Raw genomic sequence first — 22,345 nt, 5'->3', positions numbered from 1 at the left:
TTTACGGCGTTACGTGGCGGACAGCGCCTCCGTCGGCGGGAGGCGCGCCGCGCGTACGGCCGGATAAACCCCGGCGAGCACACCGACCAGTACGGCGCCGGCCAGACTGCCCCCGGCGGCGGGGAGCGGGATCGCCATCGGCCACGCGCGGTACGCGGCGTACGCCATGGTGGCCGTCGCCCCCAGCACGACACCGGCCACCCCGCCCAGGCTGGACAGGGCGATGGACTCGGTGAGGAACTGGGCGCGGATCTGGCCCCGGCTCGCGCCCAGCGCCCGGCGCAGCCCGATCTCCTTACGGCGTTCCAGTACGGAGATCACCATGGTGTTGGCGACTCCGATCCCGCCGACCAGCAGCGCGACCCCGGCCAGCCCGATGAAGAGACCGGAGAAGGCCGACTGCGTGGAGCGTTTCGCGGCGAGCGCGTCCGTGGGGCGGCTGATCTTGGCGAGGCCGGGGTTCTGCGGTGCGATGGTCGTGGGCAGTACGGAGTACACGTCCTCGATGGCCGACTCCTCGGCCTGGATGAAGAGCTGGGTCGGGCGGCCGTCGAAGGCGAGATGGTCGCGGGCGGCGTCCCAGCCGATCAGGACCGAGCCGTCGATCGCGGGGGTCAGCGGGGTGGTGCGCAGAATGCCGACCACGCTGAACCAGCTTTTCCCGATGAGGATCTGCGGGGGTTCGGCGCCCGGGGTGATACGGGTGAAGCCGAGGGTGGCGGCGGCCTTCGCGCCGAGTACCGCGGAGGGGAACTTCTCCGTCACGTCGGTCAGATAGCTCCCGGACCGGACCTCCGTGTTGATCACCTCGATCAGATTGGGCCGGGCGGCCTGGACGGTGAGTCCCGCCGTGAGACCGGCGTCGACCCGGTCGGAACGCCGCACGCTCCGATGGACGTTGGCGGTCTCGGCGACGGCTTTGACGGGACCGATACGGGCCACCATGGCGGCCGCCTCCGCCGGGAAGGCGGCCCTCTCGCCCGGTCGCGCGAGTTTGGAGTCGGCGACGGCCTGGAGCCGGTCGGTGCCGAGCGCGGTCAGCTCCGCCTCCAGCGCGCGCTGGCTCGATGTGGGGATGCCGGTGACCAGGATCATGGTGGCGATGCCGATGGAGATGCCGAGTGCGGAGAGCGCGGCACGCATCCGGCGGGTACGGATCCCGACCAGGCCCAGCCGCAGCAGATCGGACGGGGACAGCCGCACCGGGCGCAGCCAGGGCGGGGGAGACGACGGAGACGACGGCGGCGATGGCGACGGTGTGAGCTGGCTGTGGGTCATGAGGTGGCCCCCTGCCATGTGGGTACGGGGGCGGGCAGGGAGAGCGTGTCGGTCGCGACCGCGCCCGTGTCGTTCACGATGTGGCCGTCCAGGATCTCCACCCGGCGCGGCATGCTCTCGGCGATACCGCGGTCGTGGGTGATGAGCGCGATGGTGGTGCCCTCCTGGTTGAGCTGGGTGAACAGGTCCAGTACGAGCCGCCCGTTGGCCGTGTCGAGCGCGCCGGTGGGTTCGTCCGCGAGGACCAGCAGGGGGCGGTGGACCAGCGCGCGGGCGATGGCGACCCGCTGGCGCTCACCGCCCGAGAGCTGCGGCGGCCGGTGACCGGCCCGGTGGCCGAGGCCGACCCGCTCCAGCGCCTTCAGCGCCGGCCGCCGGCGTTCGCGCCTCGGCACGCCCGCGTACAGCAGGCCGGTGGCGACGTTCTCGGCGGCGGTGAGACCGTCGGACAGATGGAAGTGCTGGAAGACGAAACCGAGCAGGCGTCCGCGCAGTGACGAGAGTTGACGGTCCGTCAGTCCGGCGACATCGTGTCCGGCGATCTCGACTCGGCCGCCGGTCGGCAGGGCGAGCGTGCCCATGATGTTCAGCAGGGTGGACTTGCCCGAGCCGGACGGGCCGACGATCGCCAGCAGTTCACCCTGGTGGATGTCGAGCGAGACACCGTCGAGCGCCGTCACCCCGCCCGCGTACGCGACCCGTACGTCCCGGGCGGAGAGCACCGCCGTCACGACGCGACCACCACCCGGGCGCCCTCGGCGAGCCCGTCGCCGCTGACCTCGACCTGTCCCTTGGAGAAGAGTCCCGTGGTCACCGCGATCAGTTTCCCGTTCGCCAGCTGCACTCCGTAACCGCCCTCGCGCAGCGACAGCAGCGCCGTGACCGGGACGGTCAGCACATTGCTGCGGCTCTCGCCGGCGAAGTCCACGCGCACCGGCGCCGAGTCGAACTTCCTGGCCTTGGCCTCGTTGTCGAGCGTCACGGTGACGGTGACCATGGGCGGGGCGTCCGGGCCTTGTTCCGCGCCGGCGGGTTCCGCGGTGGTGGCCACGGAGGAGACCTTGCCCGGCACGGTGGACTCGTCGGGGAGATGGACGGTGACGCGCTGACCGCGCTTGATACCGCCGGACTCGGTGGCCTCCATGGAGAGGGTCACGGCCTTGCCCGTGGTCGTGGCCTTCAGCATCGGCCCGTCCGCCGGGTCTCCCGTCTGGACCTGCACGCTGTCCACCCGGACCGCCCCCTTGAGCACGGCGATGTCGGACGCGTCGATGACACCGGTGGCCGGCACCCCGAGGTAGGTCTGCCAGCGCTTGACCGCGTCGATCAGCTCCTGTGTGAGCACCCCGTCGTCCGGGCCGACCTTGACCGGCAGGTACGACGGCGAGGCCGTCTTCGTGGTGGGCGGAGCGGTCGAGCCGCCGGTGGCCGGCGTACTGGCGTCCGGGCTCGGATCCGTATCCCGGTCCGCGTCCCGGCTCGGTGCCTCGTCCGCGCCCGCGCCCTGGTCCGGGTCCGGGTCCGGCAGTCTTACGTTGACCGTCTGGCCCGGCAGCGGCTGGTTGCCGATGGTGTAGCCGAGGGCCACCAGGTTCTCGGCGAGCATGCGGACGTCCCGGCCCACGGTGTTGAGCGTGTCGAGCCGCCGGTACAGCGGAAGGTCACCGTAGAGGAGGGACACCGGGCGGTCGTCGACACGGTAGAGGGCCTTGCCCCTGGTGACCTCCGTACCGTCGGCCGGCAGCCAGGTGACCGTGCCCCCGCCGTTGGCGCCGGCGGTGGCGTTCGCGCGGACGGTCGTCGCCCTGCCGTAGCCGAGGGTCCCGTCCAGTGTGCGGCTGTTGCTCAGATCGGTCCGGGTGACCGTGGCGGTCTGCGCGGACGGGTCGGACGCCGTGCCCGCCGTAACCGTTCTGCCGGAGCCGTAGCTCCACACGGCGGCCCCGGCCGCTCCCGTCACGAGCAGGGCCACGAGACTCGTCGCCGCGATGATCCGGGCCCGGCGGCGGGTGCCGGGCGCGCCGCTGCCCCCGGACACGGGGGTCTCGTCGGGTGCGGCGCGCTTCCGGCGGCTCCGGCGCGCGGGAGGAGCGGGGGGATCGGAGAGAGCGGAGGGAGCGGAAGGAGCGGGGAGAGTCGAGTCGTCGTCGGTCACCACTTGTAGGACTCCGTGTAGCACTTGCTGGTGACCTTGCTTATGCCGTCGGGCTCGGCTTCGAGCTTCGGGTCGATCTTTCCGTAGTTGAAGAATTCACTGTCCCCGCTGCGGCTGACCTCGATCCCGTTACGGTTCATGCAGGCCATCCACGTCTTCGTCTGTTCGGCGTAACGGGGATTGGCGTCCGGGTCGAGCACGGGGTCGACGTAGGGCTCCTTCGCCTCGCACGCCTTGTAGGCGGACGCGGGCTCCCGGGACAGCTGGTCGGGGATTTCCTGACCCCCCTTCCGGTATGTCTTGGCACCGTTGGAGATCAGACAGGCACGCCAGGCATCCTCGATGGCGGCCACTTCCGCGGTGTCCAGGTCTATGCCGATCATGGTGCCCTTTTTCTGCTGTGTTCCGGTGCCGCCGGAGGACGCCTTTCCGTCCTTCCCGTCCTTTCCGTCCTTCGCGTCAGGTGAGGCCACCGAGGCGATGCCGGTCTCGTTCCCGGCTCCGGCACCGCTGTCCTGGCCGGAGTCGGATCCGGAGGAACACCCCACGAGCAGGACGCCGCACAGGGCTCCCACGACCAGGGCGGGAGCCGGGGAAATAGTCGCGCGCTGTTTCATGGCACTGAGACTGGCGTACGGAAATCAGGCCGCCGTCGGGCAGATGTATTGAGTTTGTCAGCTTCCGCCGGGCCGCCCCGACCCCCGCCGACCCCCTCATATAGTCGGCTCATGAACGCCACGGTCCTCATCGCTGAGGACGACAAACGGCAGGCGGAGGTGTTGCGCCTGTACCTGCGCCACGAGGGATACGAAGCCCTGCTCGCCCATGACGGCCGCTCCGCCGTCGACGCCGTACGCCGGCTGCGCCCGGACCTGCTCGTGCTCGACGTGATGATGCCGGGCATCGACGGCCTCGACGTCTGCCGGATCCTGCGGCAGGAGACGACGATGCCCATCCTGATGCTGACCGCCCGGACGGCCGAGGAGGACCTGCTGCTCGGGCTCGACCTGGGCGCCGACGACTACATGAGCAAGCCGTACAGTCCGCGCGAACTGATGGCGCGGATACGGACCCTGCTGCGCCGGGTCGAGCGGGCGACGCCGTCGCGGGCGGACAGCGTCCTGCGGGTGGGGCCGATCGCGGTGGACACCGTACGGCACGAGGTACGGGTCGACGGCCGGCCCATCGCCTGCACGGCGGGCGAGTTCACCGTGCTCGCGACGATGGCGGCGGAGCCGGGCCGCGTCTTCACCCGGCAGCAGCTGCTGGAACGTACCCGCGGCTGGGACACCATGCCCACCACCCGCACCATCGACATGCATGTGATGAACCTGCGCAAGAAGATCGAACGCAGCCCCCGGACGCCCGTCCATCTGGTGACCGTCCACGGTGTCGGCTACAAACTGACGGACGGCGGCCGACGTGCGCCCGAGTAGGATCCCGCTGCACCGGCGGCTGCTGGTCCGGCTGCTCACCGCCTCCACCCTGATCGCGATGTGCGCGGTGGCCGCGACCGCGTGGATCGCCGCCACGACCACCACCCAGAATCTGCGCGGCGAGCCGGGCCAGTCCCTCTCCGACGGCAACGAGATCTATGACGCGCTCATCGGCTACGCGGCAACTCACCGAGGATGGGACGGTGTTCAGCGGTTCGTCACCGAACTCGCGGACGAGACCGGCCGTACGATCACGCTCACCACCCCCTCCCGTACCCGGCTCGCGGCCTCCCCCGGGGCGGCACGCGTGCTGCCGGACCGGCCGGCGGCGGTCATCGATCCGCTGAACCTGAACGTCGTCCTCGCGCGCACGGACAGCGGGCCCATCGACCCCCGCGCCGTCGGCCCCTACCGGCTGACGGCGAAGGAGCGCGCGACCGTACGGACGGAGACGGCCAAGGCGCTCGCCTGCGTACGAGAAGTCGGCCTGGAACCGAAGGTGGTGGAACTGCCCAGCGGGCGGCGGCAGATCCTCTTCCCGGACGTGTACCACCAGGCCAAGATCGCCAACGTCTGCGATCTCTACACCTACCAGGCGCCTTCGCCCGCCCGGCGCGCGGCGCTCGACGAACTGACCGCGCAGACCGCCGAGTGCCTCGACGTCGAGCCGAAGACGGTCGAGGTGACCCAGGACTTCGCCGTAAGGCTCCAGGACGAGACACGGACGACGATGGCGGACGCGGTGGCCCAGCAGTGTCTGGACGGGGCCCGCCAGCAGCAGCTCCGGCCTTATGTGGCCCCGGCGGCGCTGCTTTTCGTCGGCACCTCGGGACAGGCGGCGGCCCAGGAGCCCGCCGAGTTCGAGCTGTCCGGCGACGGCGTGACCCGGATCGCCCTGGCGGCGGCCCTCGTCCTGGCCGTCACCGTCGGCGTCTCCGTCGTCGTCGGACGGCGTCTCGTCCGGCCGCTGCGGACGCTCATCTCCGCGGCCCAGCAGCCCGCCGAGCGGACGCCCCGGATCGCGGTGGGGGCCGACGACGAGATCGGGCGCCTCGCCGTGGCCTTCAACGACCTCGCCGAACGCCGGGAACGGCTCGAAGAGCAGCGGACGACGATGGTCGGCGATGTCGCCCACGAACTGCGCAGTCCGCTGACGAACATCCGCAGCTGGCTGGAGGCGGCCCAGGACGGCATCACCCCGGCGGACCGGCGACTGCTCGATCTGCTGCTGGACGAGGCGGTCCTGCTCCAGCACATCATCGACGACCTGCGGGACCTGGCCGCCGCGGACGCCGGAAGCCTGGCCCTCCACACCGAGCCGGTGCACCTCCCCGACGTACTCGACCATGTCGCCTCGGCCCACAGCGGCACGGCGGCGCAGGCGGGCGTCACCCTGAGCACCCACGTCGAGGGCATCGCCGTACCCGCCGATGACCACGAGATGTGGTACGCCGACCCGCTCCGGCTCCGCCAGATCGTCGGCAACCTGGTCGGCAACGCCGTACGCCACACCCCGAGCGGCGGCAGCGTCGCCCTGAGCGCCCGGCAGCGCAAGAACGATGTGCTGCTGGAGGTCGTGGACACCGGCACCGGGATCGCGCCCGAGGATCTCCCGTACGTCTTCGACCGGTTCTGGCGCGCGGACAAGTCCCGCAGCCGCCAGACCGGCGGGAGCGGACTGGGCCTCTCCATCGCCCGCAAACTCACCGAGGCCCACGGCGGCGCGATCACGGTACGGAGCACCCCCGGCGAGGGCACCACGTTCACCGTGAGCCTGCCCCGGCACGGGGGCTGATCGCCGCCCTTCAGCCGATCGCCGCCCTTCAGCCGATCGCCGCCCTTCAGCCGCGCCAGACGGCGAAGGCGAGCGAGCCGCCGATCACCAGGACCGCGATGACGTAACCGAGCTGCTCGGCGCTCGGACTCATACGGCGGCTGTCGTGGGAGCGGCGGCCGAGGAGGCGCATGGGGGCGGAACGCGCATCGAGCACCTGATGTCCTTGCCGGTCGCGGTGAGCACGGTCTCCCAGTGCTCGGTCAGCGCGTCGACCAGGACGAGCCCCCGGCCGTCCTCGGCGGGACCGGATACCGGCTGTGGCTTCCGGCGGGCCGGCGCGACCATCACGGGGTCACTGACCGTGATGAGCAGGAGGTCCGGTTCGGCGGCTCTGACGAGCAGGTCGCACCGGCCGCCGGCGTGCTGGTGAACGTTCGTCAGCAACTCCGTGACGACGAGCACGGCGTCGTCACGCACGGCCGCGTACCCCCATGCGTCCAGCCGTTCCAGCAGGTCACGCCGGATACGGCCCAACTCCGCCGGCTGCACGGCGATGCTGAGCCGCAGCTCCCGTTCGATCCCGGCCACGCTCGCCATGGCTCCTCCTGGACTGCGGGGGTGACGGCGAGTCACCGGGTTGGTGCGCCGTGTTACGGAGTGATGGTGTCTGGTGAACTTAGCAATGGGCAAGTAATTCCCAAGCATTCACACTTGAGGGTGAAAGCTGTACCGAAGTGCTGTTATCGGGAGGGCGGGCACGCAACCATGTCGCCATGGAGCAAAGGGATATGCCCACGATGCGCAGCAAGCGGCTCGGTAACGAGCTGAGGCGACTCCGTCTGGAGAGGGGCTACAAAGTCCAGGACATCGCCGAGAAGTTGCAGTGCGGTCAGCCGAAGGTCTCGCAGATCGAGAACGGCAAGCGGGGCATAAGGCCACTGGACCTGACGGTGCTGCTGGACTTCTACGAGATCGACGACGCGGCGTACGTGGCAAGCGTCAGGCGGCTGGCCAAGGAGATCCACAAGGTGGACTGGTGGAGCAGCCAGGGCCCGTTGCTGCACGACACGCTTCGGGACTACCTGACGCTGGAGGCGGACTCCGAGTTGGTGCGGGAGTACGTTCCAACGGTCATTCCCGGGCTGCTCCAGACTGAGACGTACATGCGGCGGATCTTCGAGACACGCCACCCGGCGGAGAAGATCGGCCCACTGGCGGAGACGCGGTTGAAGCGGAAGGAACTCATCGACGCACAGCTGGACTTCACGCTGCGCACCATCATCGATGTGGCTGTGCTGCATCGGATCAGCAGGTCGCCGGCCGTAGCCCGGGAGCAGCTTGAATATCTGCTGGAGATGGGAGACCGGCCCAACGTCAGCATCCAGATCCTGCCGCTCGACGCGGCGATCCCCGCTGAGCAGTACGCCCCGTTCACGCTCTTCTCTCTGCGAGGTGAACCTTCCATCGACGTCGCATGGTTGGAGCATGTCACCGGTGGTACTTTGTTGGAACAGCGGACGGATGTGCAGATTTACACGCGTGTGTGGGATGAGTTCACCGCCGCGGCTCTCTCGCCGTCCGCGTCAGAGAAGTACATCCGTGATCTCCTCTAGGGCAGTGGGCAGTGACCTCCGACGAGTTCGATGGTGCGGTCTGGCACAAGAGCACATACAGCGGCAGTGACAACGGGTGCGTTGAACGCGGCCGGTTGCTCTCCGGCCGTCAGGCCGTCCGCGACACCAAGGACCGCGAGCGCGGCGCCGCCGTCTTCGCCCCCGGGTCCTGGCAGGCGTTCGTGAACGCCGTCCGTTCGGGTGCGCTCGCTGCCTGACATTCGCGCGCAGTACGTTACGGAAGCGGTGGCCGACCTGTCGGCCGCCGCCTTTTTTTGACCAACGGGGAGCATGATGACGACCAGCAGTAACCCATCGACGGCCGAGGACCCATCGGCGGCCGAGCCATTGACGAAGGCACGCAACACGCCCGCCCGAGTCAGTATCGCGGCGGCCATCGGGGGAGTCACCCTGATCACCGCCACCGCGATCACGCCGATGTTCTGGCTGATGTACGGCGGCTTTTACACCTTCCTCCTGTTTCTGTGCGGCATCGTCGCCATCCCGGCCGGGCATCTCGGCCGCCGCCGGGGCAAGCGGCTGGGCGGCCAGGACCGGGGGATGGCCCTGATCGCCATCCTGATCGGCTGGCTGCTGCTCCTCGTCAGCCTGCTGCTGGTCCTGGCCTACTACGGCCTGCTCGCGGGACTCGTCCTGGTGGCCCACTTCTTGAGCTGAGCCAGCCCGTGAGCCGTGTTGATCCACACCTCAAGTCTCTTGTATGATCATGGTGTTACTTCGGTTCACCGAAACGAAGTCTCGCGTCTGTGGTCCAAGGAAAGACGCCCACCTGCCGGTGGGAAATGTAGGTGCAAGGCCTGCCGGGCGCTCGACACGGAGGGGCCCTTTCTCGCAAGAGGAAGGGCCCCTTTCGCGTTCCTCGCGTCGCTCGATTTGCTCCTGTCGCAGGGCTCTCAGAGAACGCTCAGAGAGCGTTACTATCCTTCGCTACGAACGGCTCCGGACGGTGACTTCGAGGAGGCAGGCAGTGGGGCGCGGCGGACAGTCCTTGGCACGGGTCGCGGTGGTCGTACGGGCGGGGGCCTTGCCCTTGTGGTGGTTGGGGGTGGTGGCCGCCGGGGTGGGATTCCTGATCCCGGGGCTGACCGGGCGCCGGATCGGGGGGTATGCCGGGGCCGCGCTGTTCCTGGTGTGTGCCGCCGTGGTCGCGCTGGTGCGGCGGCGGCGTTATACGGGGTGGGCGGACGCCGCTTCGAAGGCCGGGAAGTTCGACATCCTCCAGGACCGTGCCGTAACGCTGCGGAACTGGCGGCGGGCGCACCGGTGGTGGCTGCTGGGCGCGTTCCTGGTGGCCGGGGTCTTCTCGTTCGTGCTGCCCATCGCCGGCGGGCTCGTCCTCGCGGGCGCCGGCGCGGGACTCTGGCTCAAGTCGCTCTGGCTGGGCGGCCGGGAGCGCCGGGACGACGTGCTGCTGTGGGTACGTACCGACTGGGCCGGTGCCGGCCGGCCGGTCGGCAAGAAGGTGAAGGGCTACCGCACCACCGGAATCGCGGCCGGCGACGCCGGGCCCGGCGGGGCGCGGCGTCGCCGTTGAGGGACGCGGGGTGCTTGGAGGGGCTGTCAGACCTCCAGGCTCGCCTCTATCTTCATCAGCTGGTGGCGGGCCATCGCCAGATTCGCGCGGGCCTTGTCGAGCGCCAGGTAGAGGAAGAGCCCGCTGTTGCCACGGCCCTTGAGAAGGCGGATCAGGTGGTACTGGCCGCCCAGGGTGATGAGGATGTCCTCGATCTCGTCCTTCAGGCCGAGCAGTTCCATGGTGCGGACCTTCGCCCGGACCACGTCGGTGTTGCCGGCGGCCGCGACCGTCAGGTCGAGTTCCTTGCTGCCGCCGATCGTGCCGAGGGCCATTCCGCTGGCGTAGTCGACGAGGGCTGCTCCGATGGCGCCTTCTATGGATGTGACGGCTTCCTTGAGAGCGGCTTCGGTGTTGGCCATGGACGTGCACTTCCTTCTCTTGGTGTGAGTCTGAAATCTGTTCGGTGGGGGAGGTGGGAGAGGTGGGCGAGGTGATGGGGCGGAGTTGTGTGGGGTGGCGGTCGGGGTGGTTGGTGTGTCTGTCGTCAGGCGTTCTCCAGGCGCTCCAGCGCGCCGTCCACCAGCTCGCCGATCCTGGCGCTGGACCGGCGGGCCTCCAGATGCAGCCGGCCCACGTTGGTCCTCGGCTCCGCCAGGAGCGTCAGGACCGCCGAGGAACCCGCCGCGTACGTCGCGACATAGCCCAGTTCGCCCCGGATCAGCAGCTCACGGAAGCCGCCCTGGCCCGTGGCGTCCGTCAGGCGCATGGCGACGCCCAGGGCGGCGGCGGTGAGTGCCGCGACGCCTTCGGGTTCCACATCGGCCGTGTCCTGGGCGAGGACCAGGCCGTCCGTGCTGGCCGCCATGGCCCCCGTGAGCTGGGGAAGGCGCGCCCGCAGGCGTCTGATCTCGCCGAGTACGTCGGCTTCTGCGCTCATCAGCTGTCTCCTCTCGGCACGCGCCCGCAGAGCACGCCTCATGACCATGACGGCGTGGCACGGACCGGGTGGCGGTGGATGGAGCGGGGGATCACAGGCTTGCCTCCAGGGCGTCGCGGAGCCGGCGTAACAGCGTGATGTCCGGGTCGCCGGAGACCGTCGCGACCCACGGCGGAAGCGTCGCGGGAGCGGTCGGCACCGGGTCGTCGGGCGTCTCGACGAGCCCGGCGGCGGCCAGCCGCCGGACGTCGAGAAGGGTGTGGAACGCCGGCCGGCCGAGGGCCCAGGCGATGGCCACCGGGGTGCGTACACCGTCGGCCAGCGCGAGCAGCGCGCGCTGTCGGCGGGTGACGGTCTGGCCGGGCGCGGGCTCGCGCGCCACCAGGGGCGCGGTGTCGACGGCCGCGTAGGGCCATACGTGGTCGAGGAGTTCGCGCCGGCGCACCGTCTCGCGCTCGACGGCCGTGGCGGACACGGGCCGTACGGGACCCATCCAGTGCGCCACCCCGTACCGGAACCGGGTGGGTCCGCTGCCGGGGGCCAGGGCGAAGAACGCGGCGTCGAACAGGGCGCCCAGGTGGGCTATTTCCAGCTCTCCGTTGTGCAGCCGGCCGCTGTCCACGAGATATCTGCCCACCTCGCGGCGGGTGCCGGCGCGGTCGACGGCTTCCTCCCAGCCGCCGCGCGGTAACCGGCCGCCCGCCGTCAGCAGGACGTCCATGCCGGGTGCCACCGGGCTCTCGGCGTGGACGACGCGGCCGTCGGTGAGATAGAGCGTGCCCTGATCGCGCAGCAGGGCGCCGGTGGCGCGCTCGCCAGCCAGCCGGACGAGCATCGGGGAGACGGCCGACTGGATATGGGTCCCGGGCGGCATGACCGGCTCCGGCGGCGACGGGGGTATCGGCGGTACCGGCGGTATGTGGGGGAGGGGGGACTGCGCGGTCATCCCAGTACCAGCCGTTCGGCGAGCTGCCTGAGGCGGATTCGGGCGAGGGCGAGGTTGCCGGAGTCCCGGTCGAGCCAGAGGTGCAGGAAGACGCTGCTGTCGAACGTCGTCTCCACGAAACTCATGATGTGGTACCCGGTGCGTGTGGTGACGATGAGGTCCTCGACCGGTGGGCCCTTCTCGCTTCTGGGGCCGTTGGAGCCGCTGGGGCCGCCGGAGCCGCTGGGGTTCTCGTGGCTCCCGGAGGACTCGGGGGGCTCGGGGCTTCCCGGGTGCCCGACGGCCGGTGCGAGACCGGGCGGCAGTGTCCCGGCCGGCGGTGTCCCGGTGGGGAACGGCGGTCCGGCGGGATACGGCGGACCGACGGGGAGTAACCCGGGGGGCAGCGCTCTGGCGGGCGGCGGTCCTGCGGGCAGCGCCAGGACCGGTCTCGCGGGTCTCGCCGCCGGTCTCTCCGTCGGCGCGAACGCCGAGTACTCGGCCGCCGCTCTGGCGAGTTCGGCCGTCTCGGCGGCCGTCGCCTCATGGTCTCCGTTGGGCGATTCGCCCGCTGTGCCGAGCGCGAGGCCGCTCGTCCAGTCGACAATCGCCGCTCCGCGCGCGCCTGGCAGGCTCATGGCCTCGTCCAGGCATGCATCGATTCCGGGCACGCGGATTCCCCTCCCCAGCCGGGCGTGCGGGCGCACTGTCGTACGGCGGTAATCGTGAGATTACGCAACGTTCGCGCGTGGGGTGGGCGTTCTGGCATTTTCCATCGGAACATGCTCGGAACGTCCGGCCGGGGGTGGCGCGATTTCGGTGGACCACAGCGGACCGGCCCGGAGGCCGCGCGTCCGGTCAGCCGTCGAGCAGCGCGTCCGGAGCCGCGCCGCCCGACTCGGCGACGATCTCCGCGAGCGTCTGCGGCGCCCGTACGGTCGCGAACCGTACCCCGCCGCCGGGGGCCTCCGTGAACCCGTACACCCCGGGCCGGGCCAGGCTGTTGTAGGCGTAGTGGGCGGTGAAGCAGTAGGCGCCGGTGTCCAGGGCCGCGACGAGATCCCCCTGCTCCAGCAGGGGCAGGGGCCGGTTCCCGGCCAGCAGGTCGCCCGCGAAGCAGGCCGGGCCCGCGATGTCCTGGGCCACGGCGGGCCCGCCCTTGGGCCGCCCCGCCGGGTCGTACGCGGCGACGCGCAGCGGCCAGGACGCCGGGGCGTAGACGGTACGGGTGGCGAGCTGCACGCCCGCGTGGGTGACCGCGATGGGCCGGGACCCGGCGGACTTCGCGTACTCGACCCGGGTGAGAACCGTGCCGTGCCGGGCGAGCAGGGAACGGCCGAATTCCGTCACCAGACCGTAGCGGCCGTCCAGCAGTCCGGGGACGGTCTCCTTCAGCAGCCGGGCGTACTCCGCGTACGTCGGCGTCTCCTCGTCGGAGGCGAAGTTGACCGGGAGCCCTCCGCCGATGTCCAGCGTGTCCACCTGCCGGCGGCCGGCCGCCGCGTTGATCTCCTCGGCCAGGTCGTACAGCTCCCTCACGCCCCGTGTCATGAGGGCCGTCGGGATGCCCTGCGAGCCGGAGTGGGTGTGCAGCCGGGTCAGCCAGGGCCGGTCGAGGAAGGCCCGGACGACCCAGGCGCGGGCGCCCTCGTCGCGCAGCGCCACGCCGAACTTGGACGTGGCCGTCGCGGTGGCCGTCGCGTCGATCGAGCCGCCGCCGGTCTGCGGATTGATCCGCAGCCCGAGAGTGGACCCTGCCCCGGCGCCGGGGGCTCCGCCGGCGCCCGCGCCCAGGCCCGCGCCCCGGCCTCCGCCCGCGTGCGTGTCCATCAGCGCGTCGATCCGGTCCAGCTCCTGCGGGTTGTCCGCGTTGACGGCGATCCCGAGCGCCAGCGCCTCGCGCAGCTCGGCGAGCGTCTTGGCGGGGGAGTCGAGGACGATCCGGTCCGCCCGTACCCCCGCCGCCCGCGCCAGGGCCAGCTCCCCGGGGCTCGCGACCTCCGCGCCGATCCCGGCCGCGTCCAGCAGCCGCAGTACGGGCACGAGCGGTGTGGCCTTCACGGCGAAGGTGTGCAGGACGGGCGTCCCCGGAGCGGTGACCTCCGCGAACGCGGCCCGCAGCGCGGCGGCCGAGGCGCGGATTCCGGCCACGTCGAGCAGCGCGCAGACCGGCGGGCCCCCGCCGGCGTCCCGCCCGGGGCCCCCGCCGTCCTCTCCGAGGTCTCCGCCGATGGCCCCGGCCGGGCCCAGCAGACCCTGCTCCACGGCGGCCCGTACGCCACGGTCACGGCGGGCCGCCACCCGGGCGCCGTCCGGGCCGCCGTCCGGGTCCGCGCCCTCGCCCGCGCCCCTGCCCGCGCTGCCGGGAGCGCCGGTGCCGTGCTCAACGGAAGACATGTCTGCCAGCCAATCACCCGCCGGACCGGCCCGCAGCTGTTGACTACAACTATTCATCGGGCCAGGATGTGAATAGATTGACTACTTCGGAGGAGGCCCCGCCATGTCAGGACCCCGCCCCGTACGGGCACCGCGCGGTACGGAACTGAGCGCCCTGGGATGGCAGCAGGAGGCCGCGCTGCGCATGCTCCAGAACAATCTGGACCCCGAGGTCGCGGAACACCCCGACCAGCTCGTCGTCTACGGCGGCACCGGCAAGGCCGCCCGCGACTGGCGCTCCTTCGACGCCATGGTCCGTACGCTGCGCACCCTCAAGCAGGACGAGACGATGCTCGTCCAGTCCGGCCGGCCCGTCGGCGTCATGCAGACCCACGAGTGGGCGCCGCGCGTGCTGCTCGCCAACTCCAACCTGGTCGGCGACTGGGCGAACTGGGAGGAGTTCCGGCGGCTGGAGTCCCTCGGGCTCACCATGTACGGGCAGATGACCGCCGGTTCATGGATCTACATCGGCACCCAGGGCATCCTTCAGGGCACCTACGAGACCTTCGCCGCCGTGGCCGCCAAGCGCTTCGGCGGCACACTCGCCGGGACGATCACCCTCACCGCCGGACTCGGCGGCATGGGCGGCGCCCAGCCGCTGGCCGTGACCATGAACGACGGCGTCGCGATCTGCATCGACTGCGACCCGCGCGCCATCGACCGCCGGATCGAGCACCGCTACCTCGATGTGAAGGCCGACAGCCTCGCCCACGCCCTCCAGCTCGCCACCGAGGCCAGGGACGCGCGCCGGCCGCTCTCCATCGGACTGCTCGGCAACGCCGCCGAACTGCTGCCCCGGATGCTCGCCGAGGGCGCGCCCGTCGACATCGTCACCGACCAGACCTCCGCCCACGACCCGCTGGCCTATCTGCCGCTCGGCGTCGACTTCGACGACATGGCCGCGTACGCCGCCGAGAAGCCCGCAGACTTCACCCTGCGCGCCCGCGAGGCCATGGCCCGGCACGTCGAGGCCATGGTCGGCTTCCAGGACGCGGGCGCCGAGGTCTTCGACTACGGCAACTCCATCCGGGGCGAGGCCCAACTTGCCGGATACGAGCGCGCCTTCGACTTCCCCGGCTTCGTCCCCGCCTATATCCGCCCCCTCTTCTGCGAAGGGAAGGGCCCGTTCCGCTGGGCGGCCCTGTCCGGCGAGGCATCGGACATCCACAAGACCGACAAGGCCATCCTCGAACTCTTCCCCGAAGGCGACTCCGCCCAGAACGAGTCCCTCCACCGCTGGATCAAAATGGCCGGCGAACGCGTCCACTTCCAGGGCCTGCCCGCCCGGATCTGCTGGCTCGGCTACGGCGAGCGCGACCGGGCCGGCGAGCGCTTCAACGACATGGTCGCCTCCGGCGAACTCGCCGCGCCCCTGGTCATCGGCCGCGACCACCTCGACTGCGGCTCCGTCGCCTCCCCGTACCGCGAGACCGAGGCCATGCTCGACGGCTCCGACGCCATCGCGGACTGGCCCCTCCTCAACGCCATGGTCAATGTCGCCTCCGGCGCCTCCTGGGTCTCCATCCACCACGGCGGCGGCGTCGGCATGGGCCGCTCCATCCACGCGGGCCAGGTCTCCGTCGCGGACGGCACGAAGCTCGCGGGCGAGAAGATCCGCCGGGTCCTGACGAACGACCCCGGCATGGGCGTCATCCGCCATGTCGACGCGGGCTACGACCTCGCCGAGACCGTCGCGGACGAGCGCGACGTCCGTATCCCCATGCGGGAGGACGCGTGAGCGCTCCCCTCGCGCCCGGGCCGGTAGCGCCCCCCTCCTTCCAGGAGATGTGGCGCGACCTCGCCCCCCTCGGCCGTGACTCCACCACCGGCGGCTACCGCCGCTACGCCTGGACCGCCGCCGACGCCGACTGCCGCGCCTGGTTCCGGGCGCAGGCCGAGACACGCGGGCTGGCCTACGAGGTCGACCGCAACGGCAACCAGTGGGCCTGGCTCGGTGACCCGCTCGCCGGGGACGCCGTCGTCACCGGCTCGCACCTCGACTCCGTACCCGACGGCGGCGCCTTCGACGGCCCCCTCGGCGTCGTCTCCTCCTTCGCCGCGCTCGACGAACTCCGCCGCCGGGGAACGCGCTTCGGCCGGCCCCTCGCCCTCGCCAACTTCGGTGACGAGGAGGGCGCCCGCTTCGGCGTGGCCTGCGTCGGCTCCCGGCTCGCCGCCGGGCAGCTCACTGCCGCCCGAGCCCACGAGCTGCTCGACGCCGACGGCATCCCGCTGCCCAAGGCGATGGAGGCCGCCGGTTACGACCCGGCCGCCATCGGCCCGGACCCCGAACGCCTGGCCAGGATCGGCGCGTTCGTCGAACTCCATGTCGAGCAGGGCCGTGCCCTCGACCTCTCCGGCGACCCGGTCGGCATCGCCTCCGCGATCTGGCCCCACGGCCGCTGGCGCTTCGACTTCCACGGCGAGGCCAACCACGCGGGCACCACCCGGCTCGCGGACCGCCGCGACCCGATGCTCACCTTCGCCGGGACCGTCCTGGCCGCCCGCCGCGAGGCGGAACTCGCCGGGGCGCTCGCCACCTTCGGCAAGGTCTCCGTCGAACCCAACGGCGTCAACGCCATCCCCTCCCTCGTCCGGGGCTGGCTCGACTCGCGGGCCGCCGACGAGGCCACCCTCGACGCCGTCGTCACCGCCGTCGAGAGCGCCGCCCGCGCCGACGCGGACCGCGCCGGGATCGATCTGCGCGTCGTACGGGAGTCCTTCAGCCCGATCGTCGAGTTCGGCCATGCCCTGCGCGACGAGATCGGCACGATCCTCGGCCGGCCGCCCGTCCTCGGCACCGGCGCCGGACACGACGCCGGGGTCCTCTCCGGCGCCGTCCCCACCGCCATGCTCTTCGTCCGGAACCCGACCGGGATCTCCCACTCCCCGGCCGAATCCGCCACCGAGGACGACTGTGTGGCCGGAGTCCACGCGCTCGCCGACGTACTGGAAGGACTCGTGCGCGCATGAGCACCCGGCAGAACGCCAGCACGACCCGCACGGCCCGCACGACGACGTACTACTGGCTGGAGCACGCCTGGCTGGACGGCGCCGGGTCGGAGGGCACGGGGTCGGAGGGAGCAGGGCCGGACGCTGCCCCGGCTGCTGATTCCGGGCCCCACGCCGGTCCCCACGCCGGGTCCTCGACCGGCCCCCACGCCGGTCCCCGCGTCGCCTCCGGTGTCCTCCTCTCCGTCGCCGACGGCCGTATCACCGATGTCCGCACCGGTGTCGCCACCCCGCCCCCCGGCGCCACCGCGCTGCGCGGGCTCACGCTCCCCGGGCTGGCCAACGCCCACTCGCACGCCTTCCACCGCGCCCTGCGCGCCACCGTCCAGGTCGGCTCCGGCACCTTCTGGACCTGGCGCGAGGTCATGTACGGCGTCGCGGACCGGCTCACCCCCGACTCGTACCACGCGCTCGCCCGCGCTGTGTACGCCGAGATGGCGCTCGCCGGTATCACCGCCGTAGGAGAGTTCCACTACCTCCACCACGCGCCCGGCGGCACCCCCTACGCCGATCCGAACGCCATGGGCGAGGCCCTCATCCAGGCCGCCGCCGACGCCGGGATCCGGATCACCCTCCTCGACACCGCCTATCTCTCCGCCGGCTTCGGCGCCCCGCCCGACCGTCACCAGCTCCGCTTCTCCGACGGGACGGCGGACGCCTGGGCCACACGCTGTTCAGTTGTCAAGGATCGCGACCACGCCAGGATCGGCGCGGCCATTCACTCCGTACGGGCGGTCCCCGCCGACCAGCTGGCCACGGTCGCGCGCTGGGCCCAGGAGCGGCGGGCCCCGCTCCATGTGCACCTTTCGGAGCAGACGGCCGAGAACGACGCGTGTCTGGCCGCCCACGGCCGGACCCCGACCCAGCTCCTCTCCGACCACGGCGTCCTCGGCCCCGCCACCACCGCCGTCCACAGCACGCACCTCACCGACGAGGACATCGCCCTTCTCGGCGCCTCCCGCACCGGCACCTGCATGTGCCCCACCACCGAACGCGACCTCGCCGACGGCATCGGCCCGGCGGCCCGCCTCCAGCGGGCCGGCTCGCCGCTGTCGCTGGGCAGCGACAGCCACGCCGTCATCGACATCCTCGAAGAGGCCCGCGCGCTGGAGCTGGACGAGCGCCTGCGCACCAGGACCCGGGGCCACTGGACAGCGGCCGCGCTGCTGCGCGCCGCCACCGCCGACGGACACGCGGCCCTCGGCTGGGACCGCGCGGGCCGGATCGCGCCGGGCGCGCTCGCGGATCTGACCACGATCGCCCTGGACTCGGTCAGAACAGCGGGACCACGGCCCTCGCTCGGTGCGGAGACCGCCGTATTCGCCGCCTCCGCCGCTGATGTCCGCCACACGGTCGTGGGGGGCCGGCAGATCGTCCGCGACGGGGTCCATACCCTGGTCCCGGACGTCCCCGCCGCACTCGCCTCGACCATCGCGGCCCTGCACGACGACCGCTGACCCCGCCTGCCGTCCGCAGACCTGCCGTCCGCAGACGTCCCGGCCCGCCGGCCGCCGTACTCCCTCCGTCCTCCGTCCCGCTGACCTCGCCGAAGAGGCCGTACAGGAGCATCCCCGCGATGACGACCACCGCCCTCACCCACATCGCCAGCCTGGTCACCAACGATCCCTCCCTCGGTGACGGAACCCCCATCGGTCTGATCCAGGACGCGGCCGTCGTCATCGACGGCGACCGCATCGCCTGGGTCGGTGAATCAAGCAAAGCACCCGCCACTGACAACGCCCTCGACGCGGGCGGCCGGGCCGTCGTCCCCGGCTTCGTCGACTCCCACTCCCACCTGGTCTTCGCGGGCGACCGCACCCAGGAGTTCAACGCCCGGATGTCCGGCCGCGCCTACTCCGCCGGCGGCATCCGCACCACCGTCGCCGCCACCCGCGCCGCGACCGACGCCGAGCTGAGCGCCAACGTCGCCCGCTACCTCGCCGAGGCGCTCCGCCAGGGCACAACCACCCAGGAGACCAAGTCGGGCTACGGCCTCACCGTCCACGACGAGGCCCGCGCCCTGCGCATCGCCCGCGAACAGACCGACGAGACCACCTATCTCGGCGCCCACATCGTCCCGCCCGACCCCGCGTACGCCACCGACCCCGCCGCCTACGTCGCCCTCGTCACCGGCGAGATGCTCGACGCCTGCGCGCCCCACGCCCGCTGGATCGACGTCTTCTGCGAACAGGGCGCCTTCGACGGCGACCAGGCCCGCGCGATCCTCACCGCCGGTCTCGCCAAGGGCCTGCACCCCCGGGTGCACGCCAACCAGCTGTCGTACGGCCCCGGAGTCCAGCTCGCCGTCGAACTCGACGCCGCCTCCGCCGACCACTGCACGCATCTCACCGACGCCGACGTCGACGCGCTCGCCCAGAGCCGTACCGTCGCCACCCTGCTCCCCGGCGCCGAGTTCTCCACCCGCGCCGCCTGGCCCGACGCGCGCCGGCTGCTCGACGCGGGCGCGACCGTCGCGCTCTCCACGGACTGCAACCCGGGCTCGTCCTTCACCTCCTCGATGCCCTTCTGCATCGCCCTCGCCGTACGCGACATGGGCATGACCCCGGACGAGGCCGTCTGGTCCGCCACCGCGGGCGGCGCCGCCGCGCTGCGCCGTACGGACATCGGCCGCATCACGCCCGGGGCCCGCGCCGACCTCGCCCTCCTCGACGCGCCGAGCCATGTCCACCTCGCGTACCGCCCCGGCGTCCCGCTCGTCTCGGAGGTCTGGCGCGGCGGCACGCGGGTCGTATAGCGGCGGCACGCGGGTCGTGCAGCGGCGGTACGCGCGTCGTCGTACGGGCGTAGGCGCGCCTCGCGCCCGTACCGCCGCCCCCGTACCCGCCTACGCCTTGAGCACCGCCATCTCGTCCATCCGCGGCCGCAACTGCCGTACCGCCCGCGTCTGCGCGTACGGCTTCAGCCGTCGGCGCATCGTCTCGAAGTGCTCGTCCCCGCGCGCCGACGACACGTGCTCGTAGTCCTCCAGGAACAGCGTCCAGCTCGCGCACGCCGCCTCAAGATGGCCCAATTCCAGCTGGCGCTGGGCCAGTACGGCCAGGAAGTGGACGCGCCCCTGCCGCTCGTTCTTCTCCTGTGTCTTCAGGGACTGCTGGAGCGCCGAGATCGAGCCGGGCAGATCCTTGAACTCGTAGAGCACGTGCGACACATGGAAGAGGTACGCGCTCCGGTCGTACCCCCCGACCGACTCCCGCCGGCTGTCCGCCTTCGTCAGCGCCGTCTCGGTCTGCCGCAGCCGCGCCATGGCCTGCCGCTTGTCGCCGACCATCGCCGCCGCGTGCGCCTGCTGCCCGGAGAGGAACGCCTGGAGGCGCGGCTCCGCCTTCGGTGACGCCTCGGCCGCCGAGTCGGCCAGCTCCAGCGCGCGCTTCCCGTAACCGAGGTTCGACGCCTGGAGCGACATCCCGCGCAGGGTGCGGCAGTACGTGACATGGTCCTCGGCGGCGCCCGCCAGCTCCAGTGCCCGGAGGTAGTACCGCTGGCCCAGTCCGTGGGCGCGCTCGTACATCGCCATCCACCCGGTCAGGTACACCAGGTCGGAGGCCGCCGCCAGCATGTCCTTGCGGACGGGTTCGGCGGCCTCGGCCTTCAGCCACGGCATGACGGTGTTTACGAGGAACGCGGCAGCCATGGGTCGGGCATGACCACCACCCAACTCGTCCAGAATGTCTGCTATCCGATCGGTCATCGTGCGTACGGCCTGTACTTGCGGCACGCCGATCCGGACCGTCCGCTTCCCCGGGGCGGCGGTGATCGAGTGGGTGGCCGCATGGGCCAGATCGGGGAAGAGCGGTACGACGACGGCCGCCGAGAAGAGTCCGGCGGCGATCAGGCTCCGGCGCGAGGGGTCCATGTCCGCTCTCCCCATGTCGACCAGTTCTTCGAGGGTGTTGGTGCGAGAAGAAGAGCCAGGTGAGGTGGGTGAGGCGGCCGAGGCGGACGGGGACGACGAGGAGGCCGATCCCCGAGTGCCGGGAGCGCTGTGGGTGTTGAGAGTGCCGAGGGTGCCAGGAGGGTCGGACGATCCCGATGTGCTCGGCAGGCCGGCCTCCGCGTGGGTGACGGGCCGCCGCAACTTCCGTGCGAAAGCCTCCACGATCAGCGGCCTGACCTGCTCTTTCGGTACGGTTCCGGCCACCCAGTGCGAGACGGCCGACTGGTCGTAGCGGAGTTCGAGCCCGGCTTCCGCGCCCATGCGGTTGATGATCTGGGCGAACTGTGAGCGGGACCATTTCGCCTGCGTCAGCAGCAGGGCCAGACCGCTGTTGGGCGTGCGTGAATTACTCGCCATGTTCCAACTCCCCCAGTGCGTTCATGGCTTTCATCATTGGACCTGCCTTCCACGGTACTCGCGGAGGGTGATAACGCGGTTCTCTCGTCAGAGAGCTTCAGCGGCTCCAGCGGTTCCAGCACTTCCAGCGGCAGAGAACACGAAGACGGGGGTCAAGGTGACCACAGTGACAGACGACAGAACAGGTGGCACAGGCGAAAACGCGCACACCACGCACACCACGCCAGCCATAGACACCACCAGCACCTCCAGCATCGCGCACACCTCCAGCACTGCGCACACCACGCACACGGCCGGCACCTCGCGCACCGCCCACACCACCACCAACTCTCGCACCGCCCACACCGATTTACCTGTCCGCCCCACCACCCCCGGCCGCCCCGCCCCCGTCGATCCCACCCCCGCCCACCCCACCGTTCCTGCCACTCCCGTGCTCCTCGACCCCGACGCCATCAGCTTCGACGCCGACCGGGCCCTCGCCCCCCACCGGATGATGCCCCCGCCCGCGGAGATCGCCGATCTGACGGTCCGGCTCATCAGCCACGGCGCGCGGCTCGTCGCCGTCGTGGAGGCGATCCCCGAGTCCCAGCACTCCGTACGGGCCAAGGGCGCGCTCAAGGACTGGTACGACCTGACCGACGGCGGACCCGGCGAGGGCGCCATGGCCAACTGGGTCCACATGCGCGCGATGGCGCGGATGTGCCGCACCTTCATGGACTATCTGCGAGGCCGCACATGAGTCCCGAAGGCAAGCAGCAAGCGTGGTTCGTGGTCGCCGTCTGCACGCTGGGGCTCACCATCGCCCTCGCGGTCGGACTCCGGTTGTAGCGCCTTGTAGCGCCGCGTTCGCCTCTTTAGCATCACTGGCCCCATCCGTATCACCCCATCCCCGGATCCGTCACCAGATGGGCGACTGGCACTGTCCCG

Annotated in this window: 22 protein-coding genes and 2 pseudogenes; 11 read left to right on the top strand and 13 right to left on the bottom strand. The window is 71.4% G+C overall.

The window, feature by feature from the left end:
- Nucleotides 1-9: 9 nt before the first annotated feature.
- From DVK44_RS11580 to DVK44_RS11565, 4 genes are all read right to left on the bottom strand, one after another.
- The gene (locus DVK44_RS11580; RefSeq protein ID WP_114659603.1) at nt 10-1,278 is read right to left on the bottom strand and encodes an ABC transporter permease; all 1,269 of its coding nucleotides are present in this window, start codon (nt 1,276-1,278) and stop codon (nt 10-12) included.
- A complete protein-coding gene (locus DVK44_RS11575; RefSeq protein WP_114659602.1) occupies nt 1,275-2,009 on the bottom strand; it encodes an ABC transporter ATP-binding protein in 735 nt (244 codons plus the stop codon). Before DVK44_RS11575 ends, DVK44_RS11580 begins: the two co-directional genes overlap by 4 nt.
- Nucleotides 2,006-3,316, bottom strand: coding sequence for an efflux RND transporter periplasmic adaptor subunit (locus tag DVK44_RS11570; protein WP_114659601.1), 1,311 nt, complete (start codon nt 3,314-3,316; stop codon nt 2,006-2,008). The genes DVK44_RS11575 and DVK44_RS11570 overlap by 4 nt, the downstream gene beginning before the upstream one ends.
- A 113-nt stretch (nt 3,317-3,429) precedes the next feature.
- The gene (locus DVK44_RS11565) at nt 3,430-4,050 is read right to left on the bottom strand and encodes a hypothetical protein (RefSeq protein ID WP_162793790.1); all 621 of its coding nucleotides are present in this window, start codon (nt 4,048-4,050) and stop codon (nt 3,430-3,432) included.
- A 111-nt stretch (nt 4,051-4,161) separates the two neighbouring features.
- Between DVK44_RS11565 and DVK44_RS11560 the strand changes: the two genes are divergently transcribed.
- Complete coding sequence (locus DVK44_RS11560; RefSeq protein WP_114659599.1) at nt 4,162-4,869, top strand: response regulator transcription factor; 708 nt, start codon at nt 4,162-4,164, stop codon at nt 4,867-4,869.
- On the top strand, nt 4,856-6,664 hold the full coding sequence (locus DVK44_RS11555; protein WP_331461591.1) for a HAMP domain-containing sensor histidine kinase: 1,809 nt from the start codon (nt 4,856-4,858) through the stop codon (nt 6,662-6,664). Before DVK44_RS11560 ends, DVK44_RS11555 begins: the two co-directional genes overlap by 14 nt.
- Nucleotides 6,665-6,710: 46 nt before the next feature.
- On the opposite strand, the gene DVK44_RS37615 is transcribed toward DVK44_RS11555, so the two are convergent.
- Together DVK44_RS37615 and DVK44_RS11550 are read right to left on the bottom strand one after the other, a co-directional pair.
- Nucleotides 6,711-6,836, bottom strand: a complete 126-nt coding sequence (locus DVK44_RS37615) for a hypothetical protein (protein ID WP_269439599.1) — start codon at nt 6,834-6,836, stop codon at nt 6,711-6,713.
- Nucleotides 6,794-7,243, bottom strand: a complete 450-nt coding sequence (locus tag DVK44_RS11550) for an ATP-binding protein (protein ID WP_114659598.1) — start codon at nt 7,241-7,243, stop codon at nt 6,794-6,796. The genes DVK44_RS37615 and DVK44_RS11550 overlap by 43 nt, the downstream gene beginning before the upstream one ends.
- Before the next feature lie 176 nt (nt 7,244-7,419).
- Here DVK44_RS11550 and DVK44_RS11545 point away from each other — a divergent pair, with 176 nt between their 5' ends.
- From DVK44_RS11545 to DVK44_RS11530, 4 genes are all read left to right on the top strand, one after another.
- Nucleotides 7,420-8,259 (top strand): helix-turn-helix domain-containing protein, encoded by an 840-nt coding sequence (locus DVK44_RS11545; protein WP_114659597.1) that lies wholly within the window; start codon nt 7,420-7,422, stop codon nt 8,257-8,259.
- Nucleotides 8,260-8,270: 11 nt separating this feature from the next.
- The gene (locus tag DVK44_RS11540; RefSeq protein WP_114659596.1) at nt 8,271-8,477 is read left to right on the top strand and encodes a DUF397 domain-containing protein; all 207 of its coding nucleotides are present in this window, start codon (nt 8,271-8,273) and stop codon (nt 8,475-8,477) included.
- Nucleotides 8,478-8,553: 76 nt separating this feature from the next.
- Nucleotides 8,554-8,937 carry a hypothetical protein gene (locus tag DVK44_RS11535; protein ID WP_162793788.1) on the top strand — a complete coding sequence of 128 codons (384 nt, stop codon included), beginning with the start codon at nt 8,554-8,556 and terminating at the stop codon, nt 8,935-8,937.
- Between the two features lie 310 nt (nt 8,938-9,247).
- Nucleotides 9,248-9,814 carry a hypothetical protein gene (locus DVK44_RS11530; protein ID WP_114659594.1) on the top strand — a complete coding sequence of 189 codons (567 nt, stop codon included), beginning with the start codon at nt 9,248-9,250 and terminating at the stop codon, nt 9,812-9,814.
- Between the two features lie 26 nt (nt 9,815-9,840).
- Here the strand turns inward: DVK44_RS11530 and DVK44_RS11525 are convergent, their stop codons facing one another.
- The 6 genes and pseudogenes from DVK44_RS11525 to DVK44_RS11500 all read right to left on the bottom strand — a co-directional run bounded on the left by DVK44_RS11525 (nt 9,841) and on the right by DVK44_RS11500 (nt 14,055).
- Entirely contained in the window at nt 9,841-10,215 is a 375-nt protein-coding gene (locus tag DVK44_RS11525) for a hypothetical protein (RefSeq protein ID WP_114659593.1), read from the bottom strand.
- Nucleotides 10,216-10,340: 125 nt separating this feature from the next.
- Nucleotides 10,341-10,733, bottom strand: coding sequence for a roadblock/LC7 domain-containing protein (locus tag DVK44_RS11520; protein WP_408055310.1), 393 nt, complete (start codon nt 10,731-10,733; stop codon nt 10,341-10,343).
- A 91-nt stretch (nt 10,734-10,824) separates the two neighbouring features.
- Nucleotides 10,825-11,607 (bottom strand): transcriptional regulator, encoded by a 783-nt coding sequence (locus tag DVK44_RS11515; protein WP_114659592.1) that lies wholly within the window; start codon nt 11,605-11,607, stop codon nt 10,825-10,827.
- Between the two features lie 68 nt (nt 11,608-11,675).
- Nucleotides 11,676-11,858: pseudogene (locus DVK44_RS37870) on the bottom strand (hypothetical protein); the annotation flags it as partial.
- Nucleotides 11,859-12,140: 282 nt separating this feature from the next.
- Nucleotides 12,141-12,329: pseudogene (locus tag DVK44_RS11505) on the bottom strand (hypothetical protein); the annotation flags it as partial.
- Nucleotides 12,330-12,516: 187 nt separating this feature from the next.
- Nucleotides 12,517-14,055 (bottom strand): type III PLP-dependent enzyme domain-containing protein, encoded by a 1,539-nt coding sequence (locus DVK44_RS11500; RefSeq protein ID WP_114659591.1) that lies wholly within the window; start codon nt 14,053-14,055, stop codon nt 12,517-12,519.
- Between the two features lie 103 nt (nt 14,056-14,158).
- On the opposite strand from DVK44_RS11500, the gene hutU reads away from it, so the two are divergent.
- The 4 genes from hutU to hutI all read left to right on the top strand — a co-directional run bounded on the left by hutU (nt 14,159) and on the right by hutI (nt 19,861).
- A complete protein-coding gene (hutU, locus tag DVK44_RS11495; RefSeq protein ID WP_114659590.1) occupies nt 14,159-15,832 on the top strand; it encodes a urocanate hydratase in 1,674 nt (557 codons plus the stop codon).
- A gap of 47 nt (nt 15,833-15,879) precedes the next feature.
- Nucleotides 15,880-17,067 (top strand): allantoate amidohydrolase, encoded by a 1,188-nt coding sequence (locus tag DVK44_RS11490; RefSeq protein WP_114659589.1) that lies wholly within the window; start codon nt 15,880-15,882, stop codon nt 17,065-17,067.
- Nucleotides 17,064-18,563, top strand: a complete 1,500-nt coding sequence (locus tag DVK44_RS11485; RefSeq protein ID WP_228447088.1) for a formimidoylglutamate deiminase — start codon at nt 17,064-17,066, stop codon at nt 18,561-18,563. The genes DVK44_RS11490 and DVK44_RS11485 overlap by 4 nt, the downstream gene beginning before the upstream one ends.
- Nucleotides 18,564-18,682: 119 nt before the next feature.
- The gene (gene hutI, locus DVK44_RS11480; protein WP_114659588.1) at nt 18,683-19,861 is read left to right on the top strand and encodes an imidazolonepropionase; all 1,179 of its coding nucleotides are present in this window, start codon (nt 18,683-18,685) and stop codon (nt 19,859-19,861) included.
- 90 nt (nt 19,862-19,951) lie between these two features.
- Here the strand turns inward: hutI and DVK44_RS11475 are convergent, their stop codons facing one another.
- Nucleotides 19,952-21,418 (bottom strand): hypothetical protein, encoded by a 1,467-nt coding sequence (locus tag DVK44_RS11475; protein WP_114659587.1) that lies wholly within the window; start codon nt 21,416-21,418, stop codon nt 19,952-19,954.
- 166 nt (nt 21,419-21,584) lie between these two features.
- Here DVK44_RS11475 and DVK44_RS36310 point away from each other — a divergent pair, with 166 nt between their 5' ends.
- The gene (locus tag DVK44_RS36310; RefSeq protein WP_162793786.1) at nt 21,585-22,157 is read left to right on the top strand and encodes a DUF6415 family natural product biosynthesis protein; all 573 of its coding nucleotides are present in this window, start codon (nt 21,585-21,587) and stop codon (nt 22,155-22,157) included.
- The last annotated feature ends 188 nt before the right edge of the window (nt 22,158-22,345 follow it).

It is taken from the genome of Streptomyces paludis (genome assembly GCF_003344965.1).
GTDB lineage: Bacteria > Actinomycetota > Actinomycetes > Streptomycetales > Streptomycetaceae > Streptomyces > Streptomyces paludis.
The sequence above is the reverse complement of the archived record's forward strand: the minus strand, read 5'-3'. Positions and strand labels throughout refer to the sequence as shown.